This is a genomic window from Collinsella sp. SGI.033, from assembly GCF_050315135.1.
Classification (GTDB): domain Bacteria; phylum Actinomycetota; class Coriobacteriia; order Coriobacteriales; family Coriobacteriaceae; genus Collinsella.
Map to the genome: position 1 here is coordinate 122600 of NZ_JBNPOK010000002.1, position 18273 is coordinate 140872.

At 58.6% G+C, this 18273-nt stretch carries 20 protein-coding genes and 1 riboswitch; of the genes, 14 read left to right on the plus strand and 6 right to left on the minus strand.

Annotated elements, in window-relative coordinates; translation table 11 throughout:
- Positions 1–61 precede the first annotated feature (61 nt).
- From ACQRC0_RS01425 to ACQRC0_RS01445, 5 genes are all read right to left on the minus strand, one after another.
- Positions 62–2623, minus strand: a complete 2562-nt coding sequence (locus ACQRC0_RS01425) for a DUF2357 domain-containing protein (RefSeq protein ID WP_427727149.1) — start codon at positions 2621–2623, stop codon at positions 62–64.
- Positions 2598–5195 carry a hypothetical protein gene (locus ACQRC0_RS01430; protein ID WP_427727151.1) on the minus strand — a complete coding sequence of 866 codons (2598 nt, stop codon included), beginning with the start codon at positions 5193–5195 and terminating at the stop codon, positions 2598–2600. The genes ACQRC0_RS01425 and ACQRC0_RS01430 overlap by 26 nt, the downstream gene beginning before the upstream one ends.
- A 196-nt stretch (positions 5196–5391) precedes the next feature.
- On the minus strand, positions 5392–5814 hold the full coding sequence (locus ACQRC0_RS01435; RefSeq protein ID WP_427727153.1) for a hypothetical protein: 423 nt from the start codon (positions 5812–5814) through the stop codon (positions 5392–5394).
- A gap of 8 nt (positions 5815–5822) precedes the next feature.
- Positions 5823–5913, minus strand: a riboswitch (SAM riboswitch).
- Positions 5914–6211: 298 nt separating this feature from the next.
- On the minus strand, positions 6212–6976 hold the full coding sequence (locus tag ACQRC0_RS01440; RefSeq protein ID WP_427727155.1) for a hypothetical protein: 765 nt from the start codon (positions 6974–6976) through the stop codon (positions 6212–6214).
- Positions 6977–7021: 45 nt separating this feature from the next.
- Complete coding sequence (locus tag ACQRC0_RS01445; RefSeq protein WP_427727157.1) at positions 7022–7675, minus strand: helix-turn-helix transcriptional regulator; 654 nt, start codon at positions 7673–7675, stop codon at positions 7022–7024.
- Positions 7676–7942: 267 nt separating this feature from the next.
- Between ACQRC0_RS01445 and ACQRC0_RS01450 the strand changes: the two genes are divergently transcribed.
- Positions 7943–8533: a nucleotidyltransferase family protein gene (locus tag ACQRC0_RS01450; protein ID WP_427727159.1), complete on the plus strand. Its 591-nt coding sequence runs from the start codon at positions 7943–7945 to the stop codon at positions 8531–8533.
- Positions 8534–8646: 113 nt separating this feature from the next.
- On the opposite strand, the gene yqeC is transcribed toward ACQRC0_RS01450, so the two are convergent.
- Positions 8647–9384 (minus strand): selenium cofactor biosynthesis protein YqeC, encoded by a 738-nt coding sequence (gene yqeC, locus ACQRC0_RS01455; RefSeq protein ID WP_427727161.1) that lies wholly within the window; start codon positions 9382–9384, stop codon positions 8647–8649.
- A gap of 102 nt (positions 9385–9486) precedes the next feature.
- On the opposite strand from yqeC, the gene yqeB reads away from it, so the two are divergent.
- From yqeB to map, 13 genes are all read left to right on the plus strand, one after another.
- On the plus strand, positions 9487–10281 hold the full coding sequence (gene yqeB, locus ACQRC0_RS01460) for a selenium-dependent molybdenum cofactor biosynthesis protein YqeB (protein WP_427727163.1): 795 nt from the start codon (positions 9487–9489) through the stop codon (positions 10279–10281).
- Positions 10282–10290: 9 nt separating this feature from the next.
- Positions 10291–11334 carry an XdhC family protein gene (locus ACQRC0_RS01465; protein WP_427727165.1) on the plus strand — a complete coding sequence of 348 codons (1044 nt, stop codon included), beginning with the start codon at positions 10291–10293 and terminating at the stop codon, positions 11332–11334.
- A gap of 665 nt (positions 11335–11999) precedes the next feature.
- Entirely contained in the window at positions 12000–12557 is a 558-nt protein-coding gene (gene rplE / locus ACQRC0_RS01470) for a 50S ribosomal protein L5 (protein WP_154516073.1), read from the plus strand.
- 79 nt (positions 12558–12636) lie between these two features.
- The gene (locus ACQRC0_RS01475; RefSeq protein WP_022094280.1) at positions 12637–12822 is read left to right on the plus strand and encodes a type Z 30S ribosomal protein S14; all 186 of its coding nucleotides are present in this window, start codon (positions 12637–12639) and stop codon (positions 12820–12822) included.
- A gap of 119 nt (positions 12823–12941) precedes the next feature.
- The gene (rpsH, locus tag ACQRC0_RS01480) at positions 12942–13340 is read left to right on the plus strand and encodes a 30S ribosomal protein S8 (RefSeq protein ID WP_006235262.1); all 399 of its coding nucleotides are present in this window, start codon (positions 12942–12944) and stop codon (positions 13338–13340) included.
- A 33-nt stretch (positions 13341–13373) separates the two neighbouring features.
- Positions 13374–13910, plus strand: a complete 537-nt coding sequence (gene rplF, locus ACQRC0_RS01485) for a 50S ribosomal protein L6 (protein ID WP_370450587.1) — start codon at positions 13374–13376, stop codon at positions 13908–13910.
- Between the two features lie 75 nt (positions 13911–13985).
- The gene (gene rplR / locus ACQRC0_RS01490) at positions 13986–14354 is read left to right on the plus strand and encodes a 50S ribosomal protein L18 (RefSeq protein WP_118270231.1); all 369 of its coding nucleotides are present in this window, start codon (positions 13986–13988) and stop codon (positions 14352–14354) included.
- Between the two features lie 14 nt (positions 14355–14368).
- Positions 14369–14893 (plus strand): 30S ribosomal protein S5, encoded by a 525-nt coding sequence (gene rpsE, locus ACQRC0_RS01495; RefSeq protein ID WP_154516070.1) that lies wholly within the window; start codon positions 14369–14371, stop codon positions 14891–14893.
- Positions 14894–14895: 2 nt separating this feature from the next.
- Positions 14896–15078 carry a 50S ribosomal protein L30 gene (gene rpmD, locus ACQRC0_RS01500; protein WP_154516067.1) on the plus strand — a complete coding sequence of 61 codons (183 nt, stop codon included), beginning with the start codon at positions 14896–14898 and terminating at the stop codon, positions 15076–15078.
- 3 nt (positions 15079–15081) lie between these two features.
- A complete protein-coding gene (gene rplO, locus ACQRC0_RS01505) occupies positions 15082–15531 on the plus strand; it encodes a 50S ribosomal protein L15 (RefSeq protein ID WP_006235267.1) in 450 nt (149 codons plus the stop codon).
- On the plus strand, positions 15525–16811 hold the full coding sequence (gene secY, locus ACQRC0_RS01510) for a preprotein translocase subunit SecY (RefSeq protein ID WP_370450586.1): 1287 nt from the start codon (positions 15525–15527) through the stop codon (positions 16809–16811). The genes rplO and secY overlap by 7 nt, the downstream gene beginning before the upstream one ends.
- An 18-nt stretch (positions 16812–16829) precedes the next feature.
- On the plus strand, positions 16830–17456 hold the full coding sequence (locus ACQRC0_RS01515) for an adenylate kinase (protein ID WP_154516064.1): 627 nt from the start codon (positions 16830–16832) through the stop codon (positions 17454–17456).
- A complete protein-coding gene (map, locus tag ACQRC0_RS01520; RefSeq protein WP_329738298.1) occupies positions 17453–18241 on the plus strand; it encodes a type I methionyl aminopeptidase in 789 nt (262 codons plus the stop codon). The genes ACQRC0_RS01515 and map overlap by 4 nt, the downstream gene beginning before the upstream one ends.
- Positions 18242–18273: the final 32 nt, after the last annotated feature.

The window sequence follows — 18273 nt, forward strand, 5'->3', positions numbered from 1 at the left end:
GTAGATTGTAGTCACGAATGGTACGCATCCTCTCCCTGCCATTAGGCCTTCAAACAAGTCGTCAATCCCCAGCCTGCTCCTTAGCCAATCGGGCGCAGGCGCGTTTGATCTGATTCACATTCATCGGCGTCCAGGCCTTAAAGATAAAAGCGTCCTTTCCGTCAACGGTGATGGGCTCTACATCGTAGAACTTGCCTTCGCGGCCCGCCGGTATTTTGTCGCGAAGCAGCGGATGGCTAATACCCAAGGTGTCGAATGAGCACCGCTGGTCGTAAAGCGCATGTCTGTCAGGCGTCCCGTCGATAATCTGGAGCAGCATCCGTCGAACTTCGGCAGTGTCTATTGCCGGCCCAGCGGGGCGCTTTGGCTTAGCCTTGCTCTTCGGTTTGCGCTTCTTCTCCTTTTTGGGCTTAGCAGGTTTGTCGGGCTCAGCGGGATTGGCTACGCCAGCTTCCTCCGCGGGCGCCTTGACCGCATCGGTTGCCTCTACCACAGGCTCGGCTTCAACGACCGCCGAGACCTCGATGGACTCCTCGGGTTCCGGTTCCGGTTCGCGCGCAGGCTCTGCAGGATCAGGCTCCACCACTTGTTCAATTTCGACCTGAACAGGCACCGCCGGATTCTCCGGCATCGCCGTAGTTGCAGCAAACGGTTCCCATTGCGGCTCAGGACTTACCTCAACAACCTTCTCGGCAGCCTGCATGACATTCTCGATCGTAGCGCCCTTCGCAATTCCCAGGCACTGCATCATCTGGTCAATAGAGTTACCAAAGGGGGAGAGCGCTGCCAGCCCTCCGATAGGGGGAATTCCCTGCTGGCGAGCCCAAGACATCGCTCCCGTTGGGACGCACGTTGGCTCGGGCGCTTGGCCGCAGAGGAGCCACACGCTATCGATGGGCATGCCGTTGGAGCGGATGGTCCGAAGACGGTATTTGGTAAGGCAGGGGTCAAAGCGCTGCTCTTTTGCATTCTCGATAGACGTAAACTTGGAGTCGAGCAAAAACAGGGAATCTCGACCCGTGTCTTTAATGCTCAGCGCAAAATCGGGCGTCCAATACGAGTCGTTTGGCTGCTGGTCAAATTGGTCATTTGGCAGCAGGCGATGAGCGCCAAGGCCGGCGAATTCTTGGTCGCCTCCGTAAAGCACGGGCTGATACCACAGCGTGACTTGCTCGCTTCCGCGCTGCAGCCGGTAGACGTTTGCCACCTCTCTTTCGTTATCGGGCATTCCATATTCCTGAGTTCGCTCAACCCGCTCAAAGGGAGTTTCGTACGAACTGTCCGGCGTGTATCCCTGACAGTCAAACCAGCGTAGCAGCGAGGCGAGCGAGTACAGCTCGTAAAGGCGCGAGACACGATGCATGCTCAAAATGAGGCCTTCGCGCGCAAAGTCAAATTCACCAAAAGCGTCCCACATGCGCATGAGTTGAAAAAGACGTGCGTAATGGGGTATTTCCTGGAAAATCTTGGTTTTGCGGGGCATCCTGAACGTATTGGAAACGGCGACGGGCATGGCTTCGGAAAGAAGCCTATAAAAGCGCTGAGCACGAGTGCGTTGCGCTTGGAGCTTTGACAGCAAGGGTTGGTCGCGTTCGATCTGCGCATCGATAATCATGACAGGTATAAGGTGCCCCTCGGTGCCCTGTATCCCAGACAGCCTGTTTTTCGCTTCTTGAAGGGCATCCAGCTTTTGATTGATGCCCGCAATTACCTGCGCGAGCGTGCGGGAAACATGCGAGATAAAAGAAACGACGGCCCTGTTCTCGTACGTGTCGCACGAGCGGACGGTCTGCTTCGTTTGAATTTTGCGGCTATACCAGTTGCGTCCCTGCATGCGGATGGCGGTGTTCTGGCGCACCGGGAACAGCCTGTCGGGGTTTTTGTAAAGCCATTCGATTTCGTTTCGACCGATTTGTCGCAGCTTTTCGGAAGCGACGAGCTGCTCCGAGCGATCGGTTTTGGTGCATGGTCGTGTTTTAAAGTTGGGAAGCTCTGCTTCAATACCAGCAAGGATCGTCTCGGTGAGCAAAACGAACGATTGAAGGCTATTCGCCTCAGAACCCTCCGCATCGCCAAGAGAGTCGCTGTCCTGCGTGTTTCCTGCCGATAGCATCCACCCGATAGGCGTGGCAAGCTCCTGTCCGGCAAGTTCATCCAACAATTTCACGACATACTGACGTTGGTTGCTTATGGTGCTGGAACAAGGGATTTCTTTTGTCTTTACAGCGAACGGCTCAAACAGGCGTTGGCACGAATGAATGCGGGCTTCGACGGTGGCAAATCCGTAGGTATCCGAGAACGGTCTCCAATTGTTATTCTCATTGGTGGGGACCAGTCTATAAATATAGCTGCTGCCAGCCTGCTCCGGCATGATGCAGCGCCACTGGTGCTCGTCCTCGTTAATACGCAGCATTATCTTGACTGCGCCCAGGTTGCAGTCGGTAAACAGTGACAGCTCATACTGGGCGCGGTCGACGATCGCCGCGCTGTAGTCTATTTCACCCAAGCCAGGTGTCCTGCGACCCTCGTGCATCTCAAACGACAGGGGAGCGGAAGGGTTACGGGGGTCGCGCAGGATAAGCCGGATCGAGCAGGCTTTAAGCGAAGAACTGGTAGAAGCCACTGTCTCCACCAACCTCGAGAATGTGCTCGATACGCTGCTTTGTCTTGGGAAGGCCGGTTATGGCTCCCAGGCCATCGAGCAGGCTTCTCACGCGATCCTCTGTTCCGCAGATTTGAGGCAGGACCTTTTGGGCGACGGCAAAATCGACCGGATCATAGGTGGTCGATGCCGAGGAGGTATCCATAAGGTTGCTCGCGGTAACGATGTAATTGCGCATCATGAGCTGGGAGCGCGGGCTTACGGGATGATTGGATGTAGCGCAGCATGTGAGCACTTCCTGGAATTTCGCCGCAAGGCCAGCGGGCATCTGCGTTTCGCGGACTCCAAATGCGGATTCGATCGTCGAGAGGGGGACGGCGGGCTCGTCGGAAAAGTCGTGCTCCTCGCTCTGAATGTCATCGATATCCAGGGGAGTGTCCGGCGCGTCGAGCATAATGACCCAGCTTCGGTCGAGGAAGCGGGGAGAGAGCTCTTCGGTTGTGTGGTCAAAGTTGACCGTCGCGATAAAGCGCAGCCAGGAAGGGGTCGTAAAGGCGTGCCCGCCGCCAAGGGAGAGCACCGTGGGACGGTTCCTAAACTTGTCGCACGCTAGGAGGAACGGTGACCAGTAGTGCTCGAGCGAGCTAAGGTTTGCTTCGTCTAGGAGCATGATGTAGGGGGTGGGGGTGAGGTCTTTGAGCTGTTGCTCGGCATCGAGTTGCTCAAAGGCCTGGTAGGCGGCAGCGTTTGCAGGCTCCACGCGCTCCATAAAGGGATTGTAGAAGCCGATGAAGTCCTTGTAGCTGGTCCATCCGCGCTCGACTGAGACCTCGCAGAAGCGGTTTGCTTGGGGCTGGGTAAGCCCCAAGGCTCCGGCGAGTATTCCCGCGAGGCTCGTCTTGCCCGTGCCCGGCATGCCGGCAAAGGTAGTGATATAGCCTTGTGTAAGGCAGATCATAAGGTTGGCGATATCGTTGCGGGTAAAGTCGCGTCCAGCTCGATTGATGACGGTATCGCTCATACGGTCTAAAAGGTCCGAAGCTGAAAGCTTATCGTCGGACAGCATGGCGGGCATGGTCAAAGTGGGGGCTACTTCATTTGCTTGTTGCGGGTTTGCCAAGGGGGCGGTTCCCGACGGTACGGGATTGACCGCTCCCAGAATCTCGCGAACGACGGTCGACTCGAGGAGCTTTTCGCTCGCGGTCATCTCATCCTTAAACGACTCGACGACATTTTTAATGGCTCGCTTGGCAAGGACCTTGCCTTCTTCTAGGTTTTCGAGATCTGCTTTCGCGCTCCTGAGGTCCTCGAGCGTCTTATCGAGCTCCGCTTTGCGTCCGGTGAGTTCCGCTTCCGTCTCGGCTACGATTCGTTTTTTGACCTCGTCGCGGCTGGCTTCCGCCTCATCGGCGGCCGCCCTGGCGTCACGAGCTCGCTGCTCTGCTTGAGCAGTTTCTTCTTGGGCTCTTTGGATTTGTTTTTCCAGGTCAGCCTGACGGCGCGCGACCTCTTGGCGGATTTGCTCGTTCTCTTTGACCTTGTCATAGAACTCTGCAAAGTGCTCGTCATCTAGAACGTACTGTGCGAGCTGCTCGCTAGAGACGGTATCGATAATTTCGCGCTTGCGGTTGTCGGAAAGAGTCGACCACTCTTCGTACTTGCTCAGCGCGGTGAGCATGCGCTTGCGTCGCTCTGGGGTCGTGACGATCTTCGTTTCCAGGTCGGTGCAGGCCTCGATTGCCGTCTTAAGATTACGGGCTTCGTTTTTCGAAAGGCCGACTTCCGTGGTGCGTGAAACTCGAGCGATGGCGCTCAAAACCGTTTCATTGGGCATCCAGTCATACTTGCGATTGCTGGATGTAAATCGAGTTTTGATTTCGTCGATGTCGAGAAGGCGTGCATAGGGATTGCCCTCTCCATCGTTTACGGTGAGCTTAAAGGTAAAGCACGACGCTTTCTCGGCAAAAATGTACTCGTCAAAAGACTGAACGGCCTTGATGGAATAGACGCCGGGTGCTTTTTGCTCAATCTCGAATGGCCCGTAGAGGTAAGGCTGGTCGTCTATTTCCTGGCGCAGCATGATGTACTTGGTGAGCGGCATTGCCTGCGAAACAGACGGATGAATGGTGCTGACGAGCGGTTGGCTGAAATCGATCAGCCCGTCGTCTGCGGAAATAATCTGAACAAGGCGTGATGAGATTTGGCTTTTTCTGAACTCGACAAAGTCGATGTTGCTGCGTCCCGGCTTCCAGTTGTAATTGGCAATTGAGTTGTAGCGATGATGTTCCAGATGGGGATAGTAGTTGTTATCCATGAACTGGTCGACATCAACGTTGGTTTTCATAACGACGAGTCGGCCAAAAATACCTTCGTATTCTTCTTTGGTTTTGCCTTCGAGTGTTACCGGGAGGCCGCCGATTTCGGGGAAGGTAGTGGTATCGATTCGCGTTATCTTGTCTTCGTCTACGAGGTATTGAGGATAGGTAATTGCTCGTTTTGGAGATGGCCCGTCGTACTCCACGTAGGTAATCATTTCCTTACGAACGCATTCCGAGATACTCGTAACTTTACGCGATGCGAGTGTGAAGCCCATGAGCGGTTCCTTTCAACACTGCCAAGACAGATGACTGACTAATAATTAATTGTACGGACGCTACCTGCCAATTTATTGAGCAACAAAATCGATTACGCGAACGGTCGGTTATATGAGGTAGGTGTCAGTTAATCGACTTGTCGTCATGCCGCATGGGCTTTCGACGAGACCGGCGCGGCATGGTGGCCAATGTTGCCTACACCATCGCGATCCCGCGCGCGGCACTCAGCAGCTCGTACTCCCTCTGGCTCCACTGGTGCAGCCCGGCCGCGCGCACGGCGTCGCGGCACAGGTCCAGGAATACCTCGGCTTCCTCGTAGAAGCACTCGCGGGCAAAGGCGCCAGATCCGTCCGCAACGCACACGCCGTCGGCGAAGAGCTTCCAACTCGACGGCTCACGCGAGTCATCTCCGAGCAGCTTGATCTGTAATACGTGAGGGTCGCCGGCGGCGCAGAGCTCTTCCTCGAGCTTCTGTACCGTAAAACGCATCTGGTGGGAGAGGCTGTTCTTGACCATGGCCGAGGCATAGCCGCTCGGTGCGTCCAGAAGATGCATTCGTTTTGGCTTGGCTGCCAGGTTGTGGAAGTTGCGCTCACTGCGCACGGAGAAATTGTCCATACGGACTCCTTTCATCGATGTTGGCAGGGCCACCGTGCCTCTTGGCCGGTTGGCGTCGGGATCGTGGAGCCAACTCTCTACCCCGACTCTGGATAAAACACGCCCGCTCCTTTCGGGCACGATGGAGTCTATCAGCACGCGCGGACAATAATCAAGCGCCGCCTGCGAAATGATGTGCAGACGGCGCTTGATTACGCGGTGAATATTCGACCTGTATTCGGATAAGTGTCGAAATCGGCCGTAAGAAAGTACGGAAAAGTGTCGAAATCGGCACCTCAAAAGTACGGAAAAGTGTCGAATCTGACGGTCTCAACATCTGGAAAAGTGTAACTGGATAACAAAACAGCACGTAGAAGCTGGTGCTACATATGGACGCTTCAGCCGCCCTCAGCCCCCGCTACTCGTCCCCGTCGTTGGGGTCGCCCTTGAGGTTGTTGATATCCAAGTAGTCGTTGTCGTCCTCTTTTTGCTGCGTTGCCGATTCGGAATCGACGGGGCTGCGGAACAGCTGGAATCCCTCGAACGCAATGACCCCAAGTAGCACCACGACAATCGCTATAAAGATAATCTTTGCTACTGGATTGAAATCCAAAAAGCGCGGTGCCTCTTCCGCGGCGTAGTAGTCGCCATAATAATCGTCGTTATCAGTGTGGCTATCGGTGTATGAGGATGTGGGTATAGCTTGCGCATGGTCGTCCGGCTCGTATTCGGAAGCGGACGCGGCGACAAGTGGATTTACCGGCTCGCCGAGCGTCGGCGCGCCGGCAGATGTTTCGTCCAGATCGGCATCAGCCCAGGAATCGAAGGCAAGCTGACGGGTCGCAAAGTCGTCGAGATCTGCAACGGGCGGTTCGGGCGCAAGATGCTGCGCCGCGGCGATAAACGATGCCGTCTCGGAAGGATCGCCTGCCGAATGGGTTTTGCCGCTCATGTGCTCGTCGGCGGTCCAGGGGCGATCGCTCATCACGTCGTCGAGGCTCAACGCAAACAGATCGTCTTCGCCCTCGTCAAACGCGCGTTTCGCATGCCTGGCTGCAGAAGCGAAGCCTCCGCGGTCGTTGCGCGATGCGTTGCTCGACCCCATCTTGTTCCATCCTTTCGAACTGTCTCGTCCTTCGATTATATGGAACTTGCCTTGCGGCCGAGTCTTGGATTCGTGCATTCCAGAACTCACGCCCAAAAGGGGAGGGCGATCCGGCCGAGTTGCCTACTTGTCGCTGGCGGCAGCCTTTGCCTCGTTGAGGTAGCTATAGAAGCTGTACTTAGAGATGCCAAAGAACTCGCAGGCACGCCCGCTCGACTTGGAAATGAGGAAGGCGCCGCGACGGTCGAGGTAGCCAATGGCGCGAATGCGCTCATCTTTGGTCATAAGGGCTGCGGGCTTGCCCACGTATTGCTCGCACTCGCGCAGCAGATCTTCGAGCAGGTCGCCGATGGTTTTGGTAATGGGCTCGGGCTCGGTGTAGCCCGTGCCGCCGGTGCCGGTAAAGGCATCGAGCGAGCGCTCAAAAGCCTTCATGAGCGTAATGTCAAAGTTAATGCCCAAAATGCCGACGGGCTTGCCCTCGTCGTTGCGGATAAAGATGGTCGAGGACTTAAGCAGCTTGCCATCGGCGGTTTTGGTGAGGTATGGCTCGCGGTCGTGCACGTCGGTGGTGTCCTCGTGCATGGACTCAAACACAATATGGTTGGGACCGTCACCCAGTTTGCGCCCGCTTACATGGCCGTTTTCGATCACTACGATGGAGTGGTCCACGTCCTCGGTCTCCAGATCGTGGACGACGACTTCGCAGTTAGGGCCAAACTGGAGCGCCAGGCCGTGTGCAAGGCGCTTATAAAACTCAATCTGTGCGGGGGTCATGGGTGCCTTCCTAATAATTAGTTTGGGCTCACTTTGCCATAAACCCCACTTGTTCGCAAATAACGAAAGCGTCGCAGCGTTATAAGCGCAACGCCGTCCGTTGGTTTCAGGCCTAAAGCCGGGTTGAGGTAAGCCATGTAAAGGGGGCGCTCTGCCAACCGGCGGGGTGCCCCCTTTTTGCATCGTGGGCGTGCGGGATAAGCGCTTTCGATGTAGGTGCCCCGCGGCGCGCGTTATGGGTACGATGGCTTCTGGGGAGGTATCGCCATGAAACTTGGATGCGTCATTATGGCTTCGGGCGAGGGCAAGCGGTTTGGCTCTAACAAGATGCTTGCCGACATCTGTGGAAAGCCGCTGATTCAGCGGACGATTGAATCGGTGCCCAGGGGATTTGACGTTGTTGTTACGACGCGCTGGCCCCAGGTTGCCGAGATCTGCCGTGAGCTGCGCTGCGCGTGCGTACGGCACGATGGCGCGCTCAGGAGCGAGAGCGTGCGCGCCGGCCTTACTTGGGGAGCCGATCGCGATTGGAGGGGCTGCCTCTTTTTGCCGGGCGACCAGCCGCTCGTGAGTTCGGATTCCTTTGAGGCACTCGCCGGTGCTTTTAAGGCCAACGGCGGTGTCGCGCCCGTGCGTCTTGCCCTGAACGGCGAGCCGGCCTCTCCGGTGCTGTTCCCCGCGAGCTTCTTTCCTAACCTTATGGGGCTTAAGGGCAAGGACGGCGGATCGTCGCTGCTGCGCGGCCGTGCCGATATCCAGTTGGTCGAGGCACGTGGCTACGAGCTGTGGGATGTCGACACCGCCAAGGGCCAGCGCCGCGTCTCAGAACACGTTGCGTCCTGCTACGCGCCTCGCTAGCAGGGTGTGCCGCCAGGGTAGCTAATTTGGGACGGGGCTCTTTTAGCTACCCTGCCTACCTGATGATTTTTCTCTCAACATGGGGTAGCTAAAAGAGCCCCGTCCCAAATTAGCTACCCCTGGAGGCTGGTAGCGACGACGGGGCGGCCGAGGGCAGCCTCGAAGCGGTCGGCCATCGTGGGGTCGCTGAGCGCGGCGACTTGGTTGAGTATGACGTGCGCGGCGTCGAGCCTCAGCGCCTGCATCTCGGCATTGAGCACCTGGGCGACGTGCTCGGGCGTGGCGATGTCGGTGGGCTCGCAGCCGCAACGCTCGCAAAAGAGCTCGGGGCGGTGGACGGCTTCGTTGATGGGCTTGCCGAGCCCCGAGGCGCCAACGATCCAGACGATGTTGGCCGTGCCAGAGGGAATCACCGGCTCCCAGGCGGCGTGGGCCTTGAGAGGGAGCCGCTTGCTGCCGTCCGCCTCGGCCAAGACGTAGTTAAAGCGCTGTGCCAGCTCGCCGAGCGGCTCGGCGGGGGCGGAGAGCTTGCCCGTCTCGGGGTCCAAGACGCCTGCCTGGCAAATACTTCCGCGGTGCATGCCCGCGCAGGCCTCGCAGGTGCAACCGGGGACATGTGCGGCGCCCGGCTTCCAAGGTGCGGCGTCCAGGCGACGACCCGTCCCGTCCCATGGCACGCCGGCGACGGGAAACATATGCGTGGTGGTGCAGAGGAGCACGCGGCCGCCCGCGCGCATAAGCTCAAGGCCGAGCGCCTTTAGCAAGGTCGACTTGCCACCGCTGCCGATAATCGCGGTAATGCCCGGCTCGATCCTGAGCGCGGAGGCAAGATTGCCGCTAACCGTTTCCATCTGTTCACCGCCGTATAATACTGTGATAATAAATAATCATTAGAGTAGCGGTCGAACCGCTTTTGCTCTGCTCAAACCGTAGCACAGGGAGGTGCCCCGGAAATGCTCGTTTATGTTCGCGGCGCCGGCGATATCGCCACGGGCGTCGCCGCCCGTTTGGTGCGCGCCGGCGTGTCGGTTGTCATGGCCGATATCGCGGTTCCCACGTGCATCCGCCGCACAATCAGTTTTTGCGAGGCCATTCGCCTGGGCGAGGTTCAGGTCGAGGGCATTCGCGCCCGCTTGGCGCAGACGCCGGCAGAGGCGCTTGCAATTACCCAGGCCGGAGATGTTGCCGTCGTGGTGGATCCCCAGGCCAAGATGCTCGGCAAACTTAAGCCCGCTGCTGTGGTCGACGCGATCCTGGCCAAGCGCAACTTGGGCACCACGCGCGATATGGCGCCTGTCGTCATCGCCGTAGGACCGGGCTTTACCGCGCCGGTCGATTGCGATGCCGTGGTCGAGACCATGCGCGGGCATTTCCTCGGCCGCGTCATCACCCAGGGCTCGCCCCAGCCCAATACGGGCGTGCCGGGTGTCATCGCCGGCTATGGCAGGGAGCGCGTTATCCACAGCCCCGCCGCCGGCGTGTTTAGGTCCGACCATGTGATTGGCGACATCGTGAGTGCCGGCGATGTGATCGGGTATGCGGGCGACACTCCCATGGTCACGCAGATTGACGGCTGCTTGCGCGGCCTTTTGGCCGACGGCGTTCTGGTGACCGAGGGCTTTAAATGTGCCGATGTCGATCCGCGCGGCGATGCCAGCTATATCAACTATATTTCGGACAAGGCGACGTCGGTCGGCGGCGGCGTACTCGAGGCACTCGCCATGTTCACCGACGTTTTTAGGGGATAGGAAGCGACGATGGAAAAGCTCGATGTGGTGAATGCTGCGCTTGGCGCTCTGAAGGCTGGTAAGACGTGCGAGCTGGTGGTAGTGGCCGGCACGGCAGGGTCGTCACCGCGCGGTGTGGGCGCCTGGATGGCCGTCTTTGCCGATGGCAGCCAAGCGGGCACCATCGGCGGCGGTAAGATTGAGCTCCTTGCGCTGGCCGAGGCGCGCGAGCTGTTGGCCGCAGGGCAGTCGCGCCTGGTCCGCTACACCATGGGCGGCGAGAACTCCGATACCGGCATGATCTGCGGCGGAGCCATCTGCCTGTGCTATCTGCACCTGGATGCATCGCAGGCGCCGTTGTTCCAGTCGGTTGCCGACGTCTTGGCGTATCGACGCATCGGCGACTTCGTCATCGACTTTGAACCGTTTATCGCAAGCGCGCTCGAAGGCGACGCTGCCGAATACCATGGCGAGGAGTCGCGCCGCACCATTGCCGGCTGCCCCGGGCTTTCGCTGACGGAAGAGGGGAGTAAGGTCACTTACACCAACGCCGCCTCCGAGATTCCCCCGGCGCACATCGAGACGCTTTGCCCCGAGGGCCTGACATACATCTTTGGCTGCGGTCACGTGGGCGCCGCGACGGCGCGCGTGCTCACGGCGGCGGGCTTTGCCGTCGTGGCGTGCGATGACCGCCCCGGCACGTTGACGCCCGAATGGGTGCCCGGCGTCTACGACCGTCGTCTGGTCGACTACAAGAACCTGGACGAGTTATGCCCCATCGGTCCGCGCGATCTGGTAGTCGTCGCCACGGCGGGTCACAAGTCCGATATCGATGTGGTGATTCAGGCCTTGCGCGCCAAGCCCGCCTATTTGGGATGCCTGGGTTCGCGCCGCAAGACGGCCTTTGTGCGGGCTCGCTTGGAGCAGGAGGGCTTTACGCAGGACCAGATCGACGAGCTGCACCTGCCGATCGGCGTTGCCATTCAGGCCGAGGATCCCGAAGAGATCGCCATCTCCATCGCCGCCGAGATGATCCATCTGCGTCGCACCAAGCTCGTCCCCCGCAAGCGCTAGTCGCATCCCAGGGGTAGCTAATTTGGGACGGGGCTCTTTTAGCTACCCTGCCTGCTCGATGATTTTTCTGGGACGGGGATTAAAAAATCATTAGGTACGCAATGATTTTTTAATCCCCGTCCCAGAAAAATCATCTCGAGGCGTTCGCTCACTGTTGGGTAGCTAAAAGAGCCCCGTCCCAAATTAGCTACCCCAGCCCTCTGCCGCATGCGGGTCAAAATGCTACCTGTGCCATATGCCCTATAATGTCCGCCCGTTGGGCGGCATAGGGCCGCTGCCTAGGTTTGGCGGATCCTCCATTGCCGTCGCCGCACTTGTCGCCGTCGTCCTCAACCTGGTCCTGCCTCGCCAAAAATAACGCCCCATATATGAGTTGCGGTGAAATACGGATTGTTTAAGCCGGTTAAGCCGTCAAACAGTCCCTATTTCACCGCAACGGCTTTTTGGGACCCATTTGTGCGGGGGAGTTGTGGAGTTGTGCAGGCAGACGATGTTTTTCTGGAAATACGTACCCAATGCGCGTATAGTACCGATTGTTTTGTCGGCTCCTGCTGCGTCGAGTCCAAACCGCGAAATGCCATGAGCGGCGCGGATGCAGTCAGGAGGCACGAGGACAACCCACCGTGGCCACGCCCCGTGCTTAAAACCCCAAGAAGGAGTGAACAATGGCAGAAGAGAAGTATGTGCCGCGTCTGAAGGCCAAGTACAACAACGAGGTCAAGCAGCAGCTTCAGGACAAGTTCCAGTACGAGAACGTCATGATGATCCCCAAGTTTGAGAAGATCGTCGTGAACATGGGTGTCGGCGAGGCCGCTACCGATTCCAAGGCCATCGACGGTGCCGTGCGCGACCTGCGCGCCATCACCGGCCAGCAGCCGATGATCACCCGTGCCCGCAAGTCCATCGCTACCTTCCGCCTGCGCGCTGGTATGCCGATCGGCTGCAAGGTTACCCTGCGTGGCGACCGTATGTGGGAGTTCTTCGATCGTCTGACCTCCGTCGCTATCCCCCGTATCCGCGACTTCCGCGGCATCTCCGCCAAGAGCTTCGACGGCCGTGGTAACTTCTCCATGGGCGTCACCGAGCAGCTCATCTTCCCCGAGATCGACTTTGACTCCGTCGATCACCAGCGTGGTATGGACATCACTTTCGTGACCACCGCCAACACCGATGAGGAGGCCAAGGCCCTTCTGGACGCCTTTGGTTTCCCGTTCAAGAAATAGGTTCACCTGCCCTATAAGCGCCGTTCCCACAAGGGGGCGGCGCTTGGGGCGAACAATACTCTATGTGAGGAGGATATAAGTGGCTAAGACATCGATGATCGTCAAGTGCAATCGCAAGCAGAAGTTCTCTACTCGTGAGTACACGCGCTGCCAGCGCTGCGGCCGTCCGCACTCTGTGTACCGCAAGTTCGGCCTGTGCCGTGTCTGCTTCCGCGAGCTTGCACTCAAGGGCGAGCTTCCCGGCGTTAAGAAGGCCAGCTGGTAAGTCACTACCAGCGTTTCAAGCATCCGTTTGGAACAGGGAAAACGTGCTAGTTAGGCTTTGCCGTTAAGGGCGGCGAAGAACCAAGAGCACGTGTTCATCAAGAACGAAGGAGAATCTGTATGAACCTTACAGACCCGATCGCAGATATGCTTACGCGCATTCGTAACGCTAACTCTGTGAACAAGGCCACGGTCTCCATGCCGAGCAGCAAGAAGCTCGTCGAGATCGCTCGTGTTCTGCACGAGGAGGGCTACATCGAGGGCTACGATGTCGAGGACACCGTTCCCCAGAAGACTCTGCACATCACGCTTAAGTATGGTCCCAAGAAGGCTAAGGTCATCAACGGCATCCGCCGCATTTCCAAGCCGGGCCTGCGTAAGTACACCGGCGTTGCCGACATGCCCCGCGTCCGCGGTGGCCTTGGTACCGCCATTATTTCCACCAGCCATGGCGTCATGACCGACCGCGATGCTCGCAAGCACAACGTCGGCGGCGAGATCATCGCTTACGTCTGGTAATTCGCTCGGTAGGTAGAAGGAAAGGAGATCACCGTGTCTCGTATCGGTAATAAGCCTGTCCAGATTCCCGCCGGAGTCGAAGTGGCAGTCAACGGCAACAACGTTGTCGTCAAGGGCCCCAAGGGCCAGCTCGAGCTCGATGTCTATGAGAAGCTCGCTATCAATATCGAGGACAACGTCCTCACCGTTTCCCGTCCCGACGACGAGCGTGAGACCCGTGCCCGCCACGGCCTCACCCGCGCCCTCATCCACAACATGGTTGTTGGCGTTTCCGAGGGCTTCGAGAAGAAGCTCGAGCTCGCCGGCGTCGGTTACCGCGTGCAGCAGAAGGGCAAGAACCTCGAGTTCTCCCTGGGCTTCTCGCACCCCGTGATCGTCGAGGCTCCCGAGGGTATCACCTTTGAGGTTCCCGACAACACCCACGTGAACGTCAAGGGTATCAACAAGCAGCAGGTCGGTCAGATCGCCGCTGAGATCCGCGGCCATCGTCCTCCCGAGCCTTACAAGGGCAAGGGTATCCACTACGTTGGCGAGCACATCCGCCGCAAGCTGGGTAAGGCCGCCAAGTAGTCGTAACCGACTCACTCGCATAAGACCAGCACCCCGTTAGGTGCTGGCAAGATCAACCTTTTTAGGAGTTTACGTATGAACAAGCATAAGGCGAAGCTGGAAGGCCTCAAGCGTCGTCAGCGTCGTGTTCGCGGCAAGATCTCGGGTACCGCCGAGCGTCCGCGTCTTCGTGTGACCCGTACCAACGCCAACATCTATGCCCAGATCATCGACGACAGCAAGGGCTCCAGCCTGACGCTCGTCTCTGCCTCGACCCTCGAGGCCGAGTTCAAGGGCACCCACACCTCGAACAAGGAGGCTGCGGAGAAGGTCGGTCAGCTCGTTGGCAAGCGTGCCATCGAGGCCGGCATCACCAAGGTCGCCTTCGATCGCGGTGGCCGTATCTACCATGGCCGCGTCAAGGCCCTCGCCGACGGTGCTCGTGCCGCCGGTCTCGAGTTCTAGGAGGTATGTAGCACATGGCTCGTAATCAGAAGCAGCAGCGCGAGGCCTCCGAGTTCGAGGAGCGCGTCGTTTACATCAACCGCGTGTCGAAGACCGTCAAGGGCGGTCGTCGCATGAGCCTCGTCGCTCTCGTCGTCGTTGGCGATGGCAAGGGCAACGTCGGCGTTGGCATGGGCAAGTCCGCTGAGGTGCCCATGGCCATCTCCAAGGCGTCTCTCGATGCCAAGAAGAACATGTTCCACGTGCCGGTGACCGAAGAGGGCACCATTCCGCACGAGGTTATCGGCCACTTTGGTGCCGGTCGCATCATCATCAAGCCCGCTGTCGAGGGTACCGGCGTTATCGCCGGCGGCGCTGTGCGTCCCCTCTTTGAGCTTGCTGGCATCAAGAACGTCCTGTCCAAGTCCCTCGGTACCGACAACGGCCTCAACATCATCAAGGCTGCCGTCGAGGGCCTCAAGGAGCTCTCCAGCCCTGAGGACGTCGCGGCTCGCCGTGGCCTGACGGTCTCCGAGATGTTCGTCGGTAAGGAGAACTAAGCATGGCTGACACCATCAAGATCAAGCAGGTCCGCAGCACCAACGGTTGCAAGCAGGACCAGGTCCGTACTGTCCGTGCCCTCGGTCTCCACAGGATCCGCGAGGTTCGCGAGATTACTGACAACGAGTCCGTCCGCGGCATGATCTTCAAGGTCAAGCACCTTGTCGAGATTGTAGAGGAGTAGCAAATGCAGCTTCACGATCTTACTCCCGCGCCCGGTTCCACCAAGAACCGCAAGCGCGTTGGCCGTGGCAATTCTTCGGGTCACGGCACCACTTCTGGCCGCGGCCAGAAGGGCCAGGGCTCTCGCTCTGGCGGCACCAAGGGTGCCGGCTTCGAGGGTGGCCAGACTCCGCTGGCTATGCGCCTGCCCAAGCTTCCGGGCTTCCGCAACCCCCGTCGTATCGAGTACACCGCTGTTAACGTTGAGCGTCTCGAGCGTAAGTTCGAGGATGGCGCTGTGATCGACGGTGCCGCTCTTAAGGCCGCTCGCATCACCAAGAGCGAGTTCGAGCCCGTCAAGGTGCTCGGCAATGGTGAGCTTACCAAGAAGTTCACGGTCAAGGTCGACAAGGTCAGCGCTTCTGCGCAGGCCAAGATCGAGGCCGCCGGCGGAAAGGTCGAGCTGCCGTGCTAAATGGTCTTAAGAATGCTTTCCGCATCAAAGAACTGCGCGAAAAGATTCTTTTTACCATAGCTATGCTCGTCGTGTACCGCATTGGTGCGCACGTTCCTGTGCCCGGCATTCCCTTCCAGGGGATGCTGGGCCTTTTCTCGACCGATAACAATTCGGTCGCCGCAGGTGCTATGGCCCTCCTGAATCTTTTCTCTGGCGGCGCGTTGAGCTATGTGTCGGTGTTTTCGCTGGGCATCATGCCTTACATCACCAGCTCGATCATCCTCCAGATGCTCCAGGCCGTTGTGCCTTCCCTGCATGAGCTTGCCCGCGAGGGCGAGGTCGGTCAGACCAAGATTACGCAGTATTCGCGTTACCTCACCCTGGCTCTGGCAATCCTCAACTCCGTGGGTTACCTCTTCCTCTTTAAGAGCTTCGGCATCAGCTTTAATGGCGCCGCCGCTCCCGAGATCATCTTCGACCTCATGATCGTCGGCACGCTCACCGCGGGCGCCATGCTGATCATGTGGATTGGTGAGCTCATTACCCAGCGCGGTATCGGCAATGGCATGTCGCTGATCATCTTTGCGAACATCATGGCCGGTCTGCCGCAGGCGATCTTCTCCAGCACCGAGGGCAATGGCGGTGGCATCATCACTATGGTGATCATCTGCGCCATCATCCTGCTGGTTATCCCGCTGATTGTTTTCCTTGAGCGCGGCCAGCGCCGCATTCCGGTCTCCTACGCTAAGCGCGTCGTGGGCCGTCGCATGATGGGTGGCCAGACCACCTACCTGCCCATCAAGGTCAACACCGCGGGTGTCGTGCCGATCATCTTCGCTTCGGCGCTGCTGTACTTCCCGGCTCAGGTTGCCGTGTTCTTCCCCGGCATCGGCTGGATTCAGGCAGTTGCCTCTGCGCTTTCGACCGGTTGGCTCAACTGGGTCCTTAACGTTGTCCTCATCGTGTTCTTCGCGTACTTCTACACCTCCATGGTGTTCAATCCCGATGACACGGCCGACAACCTTAAGAAGCAGGGCGGCTTTATTCCGGGCGTTCGTCCGGGTAGGGCTACCGCGGCCTACATCAAGAACGCGCTCAACAAGATTACGCTTCCCAGCGCTGTCTTTTTGGCGCTCATCGCCATCGTGCCTTCGATCATCTTCTCCTTCACGGGCAATCAGCTGATCCAGGCATTTGGCGGCACGTCCATCCTCATCATGGTCGGCGTCGTGCTCGACACGGTCGACAAGCTCGAAGGCCAGATCAAGATGTATGATTACGATGGATTCTTTAAATAGGCTAGAGGAGGATTGCTCATGAACCTCGTATTGCTCGGAGCTCCGGGTGCCGGTAAGGGCACCGTTGCACAGGAGCTCGTCGCCGAGTTTGGCGTCGCCCACATCTCCACGGGCGACCTGCTGCGTGCTGCCGTCAAGGGTGGCACCGAGCTTGGTATTCAGGCTAAGAAGTACATGGACGCTGGCGAGCTCGTTCCCGACCAGCTCGTGATCGACCTTGTCAAGGAGCGCCTTGCCGCCGATGACGCCCAGCAGGGCTTCATCCTCGACGGCTTCCCGCGCAACACCGCCCAGGCTGTGACGCTCGATTCCGAGCTCTCCACCATGGGTCGCGAGATCGACTGCGCCCTTCTGGTCGACGTGGCCCCCGAGGTCATCATCGATCGTCTGTCCTCGCGTCGCACCTGCCGCGCCTGCGGTTACACCGGCACTGCTGCCGATGTTACCTGCCCCAAATGCGGCGGCGAGATGTATCAGCGCGACGACGATAAGCCCGAGACCATCAAGAACCGTCTCGACGTCTACGAGAAGTCCACGAGCCCGCTTGTCGATTACTATCGTGGCCAGGGTCTGCTCAAGTCGGTCAACGGTGACCAGGCTCGCGAGACCGTATACGGGGATGTCAAAGAGGCCCTCGGTCTATGATTAAGATTAAGTCTGCAACGCAAATCGAGCAGATGAAGAAAGCAGGAGCGCTATCTAAGATGGCGCTCCGCCACGTTGGAGCCATGGTGCGCCCCGGCGTTTCGACTTTTGAGCTCGATCAGCTCGCGGAGCAGATTATCCGCATGCATGGCGGCACCCCGGCCTTTAAGGGTTACGGCGGGTTCCCGGGGACCATTTGCGCATCGATCAACGATGCCGTGGTCCACGGTATTCCCAACCCCGATATGATCCTGCGCGATGGCGATATCATCTCCATCGATACGGGAGCCGTTGTCGACGGTTGGGTTGGCGATAACGCATGGACGTTTTTCGTCGGCACCCCTACGCCCGAGGCCAAGGCCCTGTGCGAGGTTACGCGCGATTGCCTTAAGGCTGCCATTGAGCAGGCTGTTCCCGGTAACCATATCGGGGATGTTGGTTATGCCGTCCAGTCCCTCGCCGAGTCTCACGGTTATGGCGTGCTTCGTGACTATGTGGGTCATGGCATTGGCCGCGTGATGCACGAGGACCCCAACGTTCCTAACTATGGAAAGAAGGGGAGGGGCGTTCGCCTCCAGGCCGGTATGGTCATTGCCATCGAGCCGATGGTAACGATGGGTTCCAACCATGTGAGCACGGGCTCCGACGGTTGGATCGTCACCACCAACGACCACCTGCCCGCCGCGCACTACGAGAACACCGTCGCCATCACCAATGACGGTCCGGTGATTCTCACCACCGATGCGCAAGGATCCTGGTGTTCGCTCCAAGGCGGAGAAATGTAAAAGTCGCCGCCCCCTGATGCCCAACCTCGCCT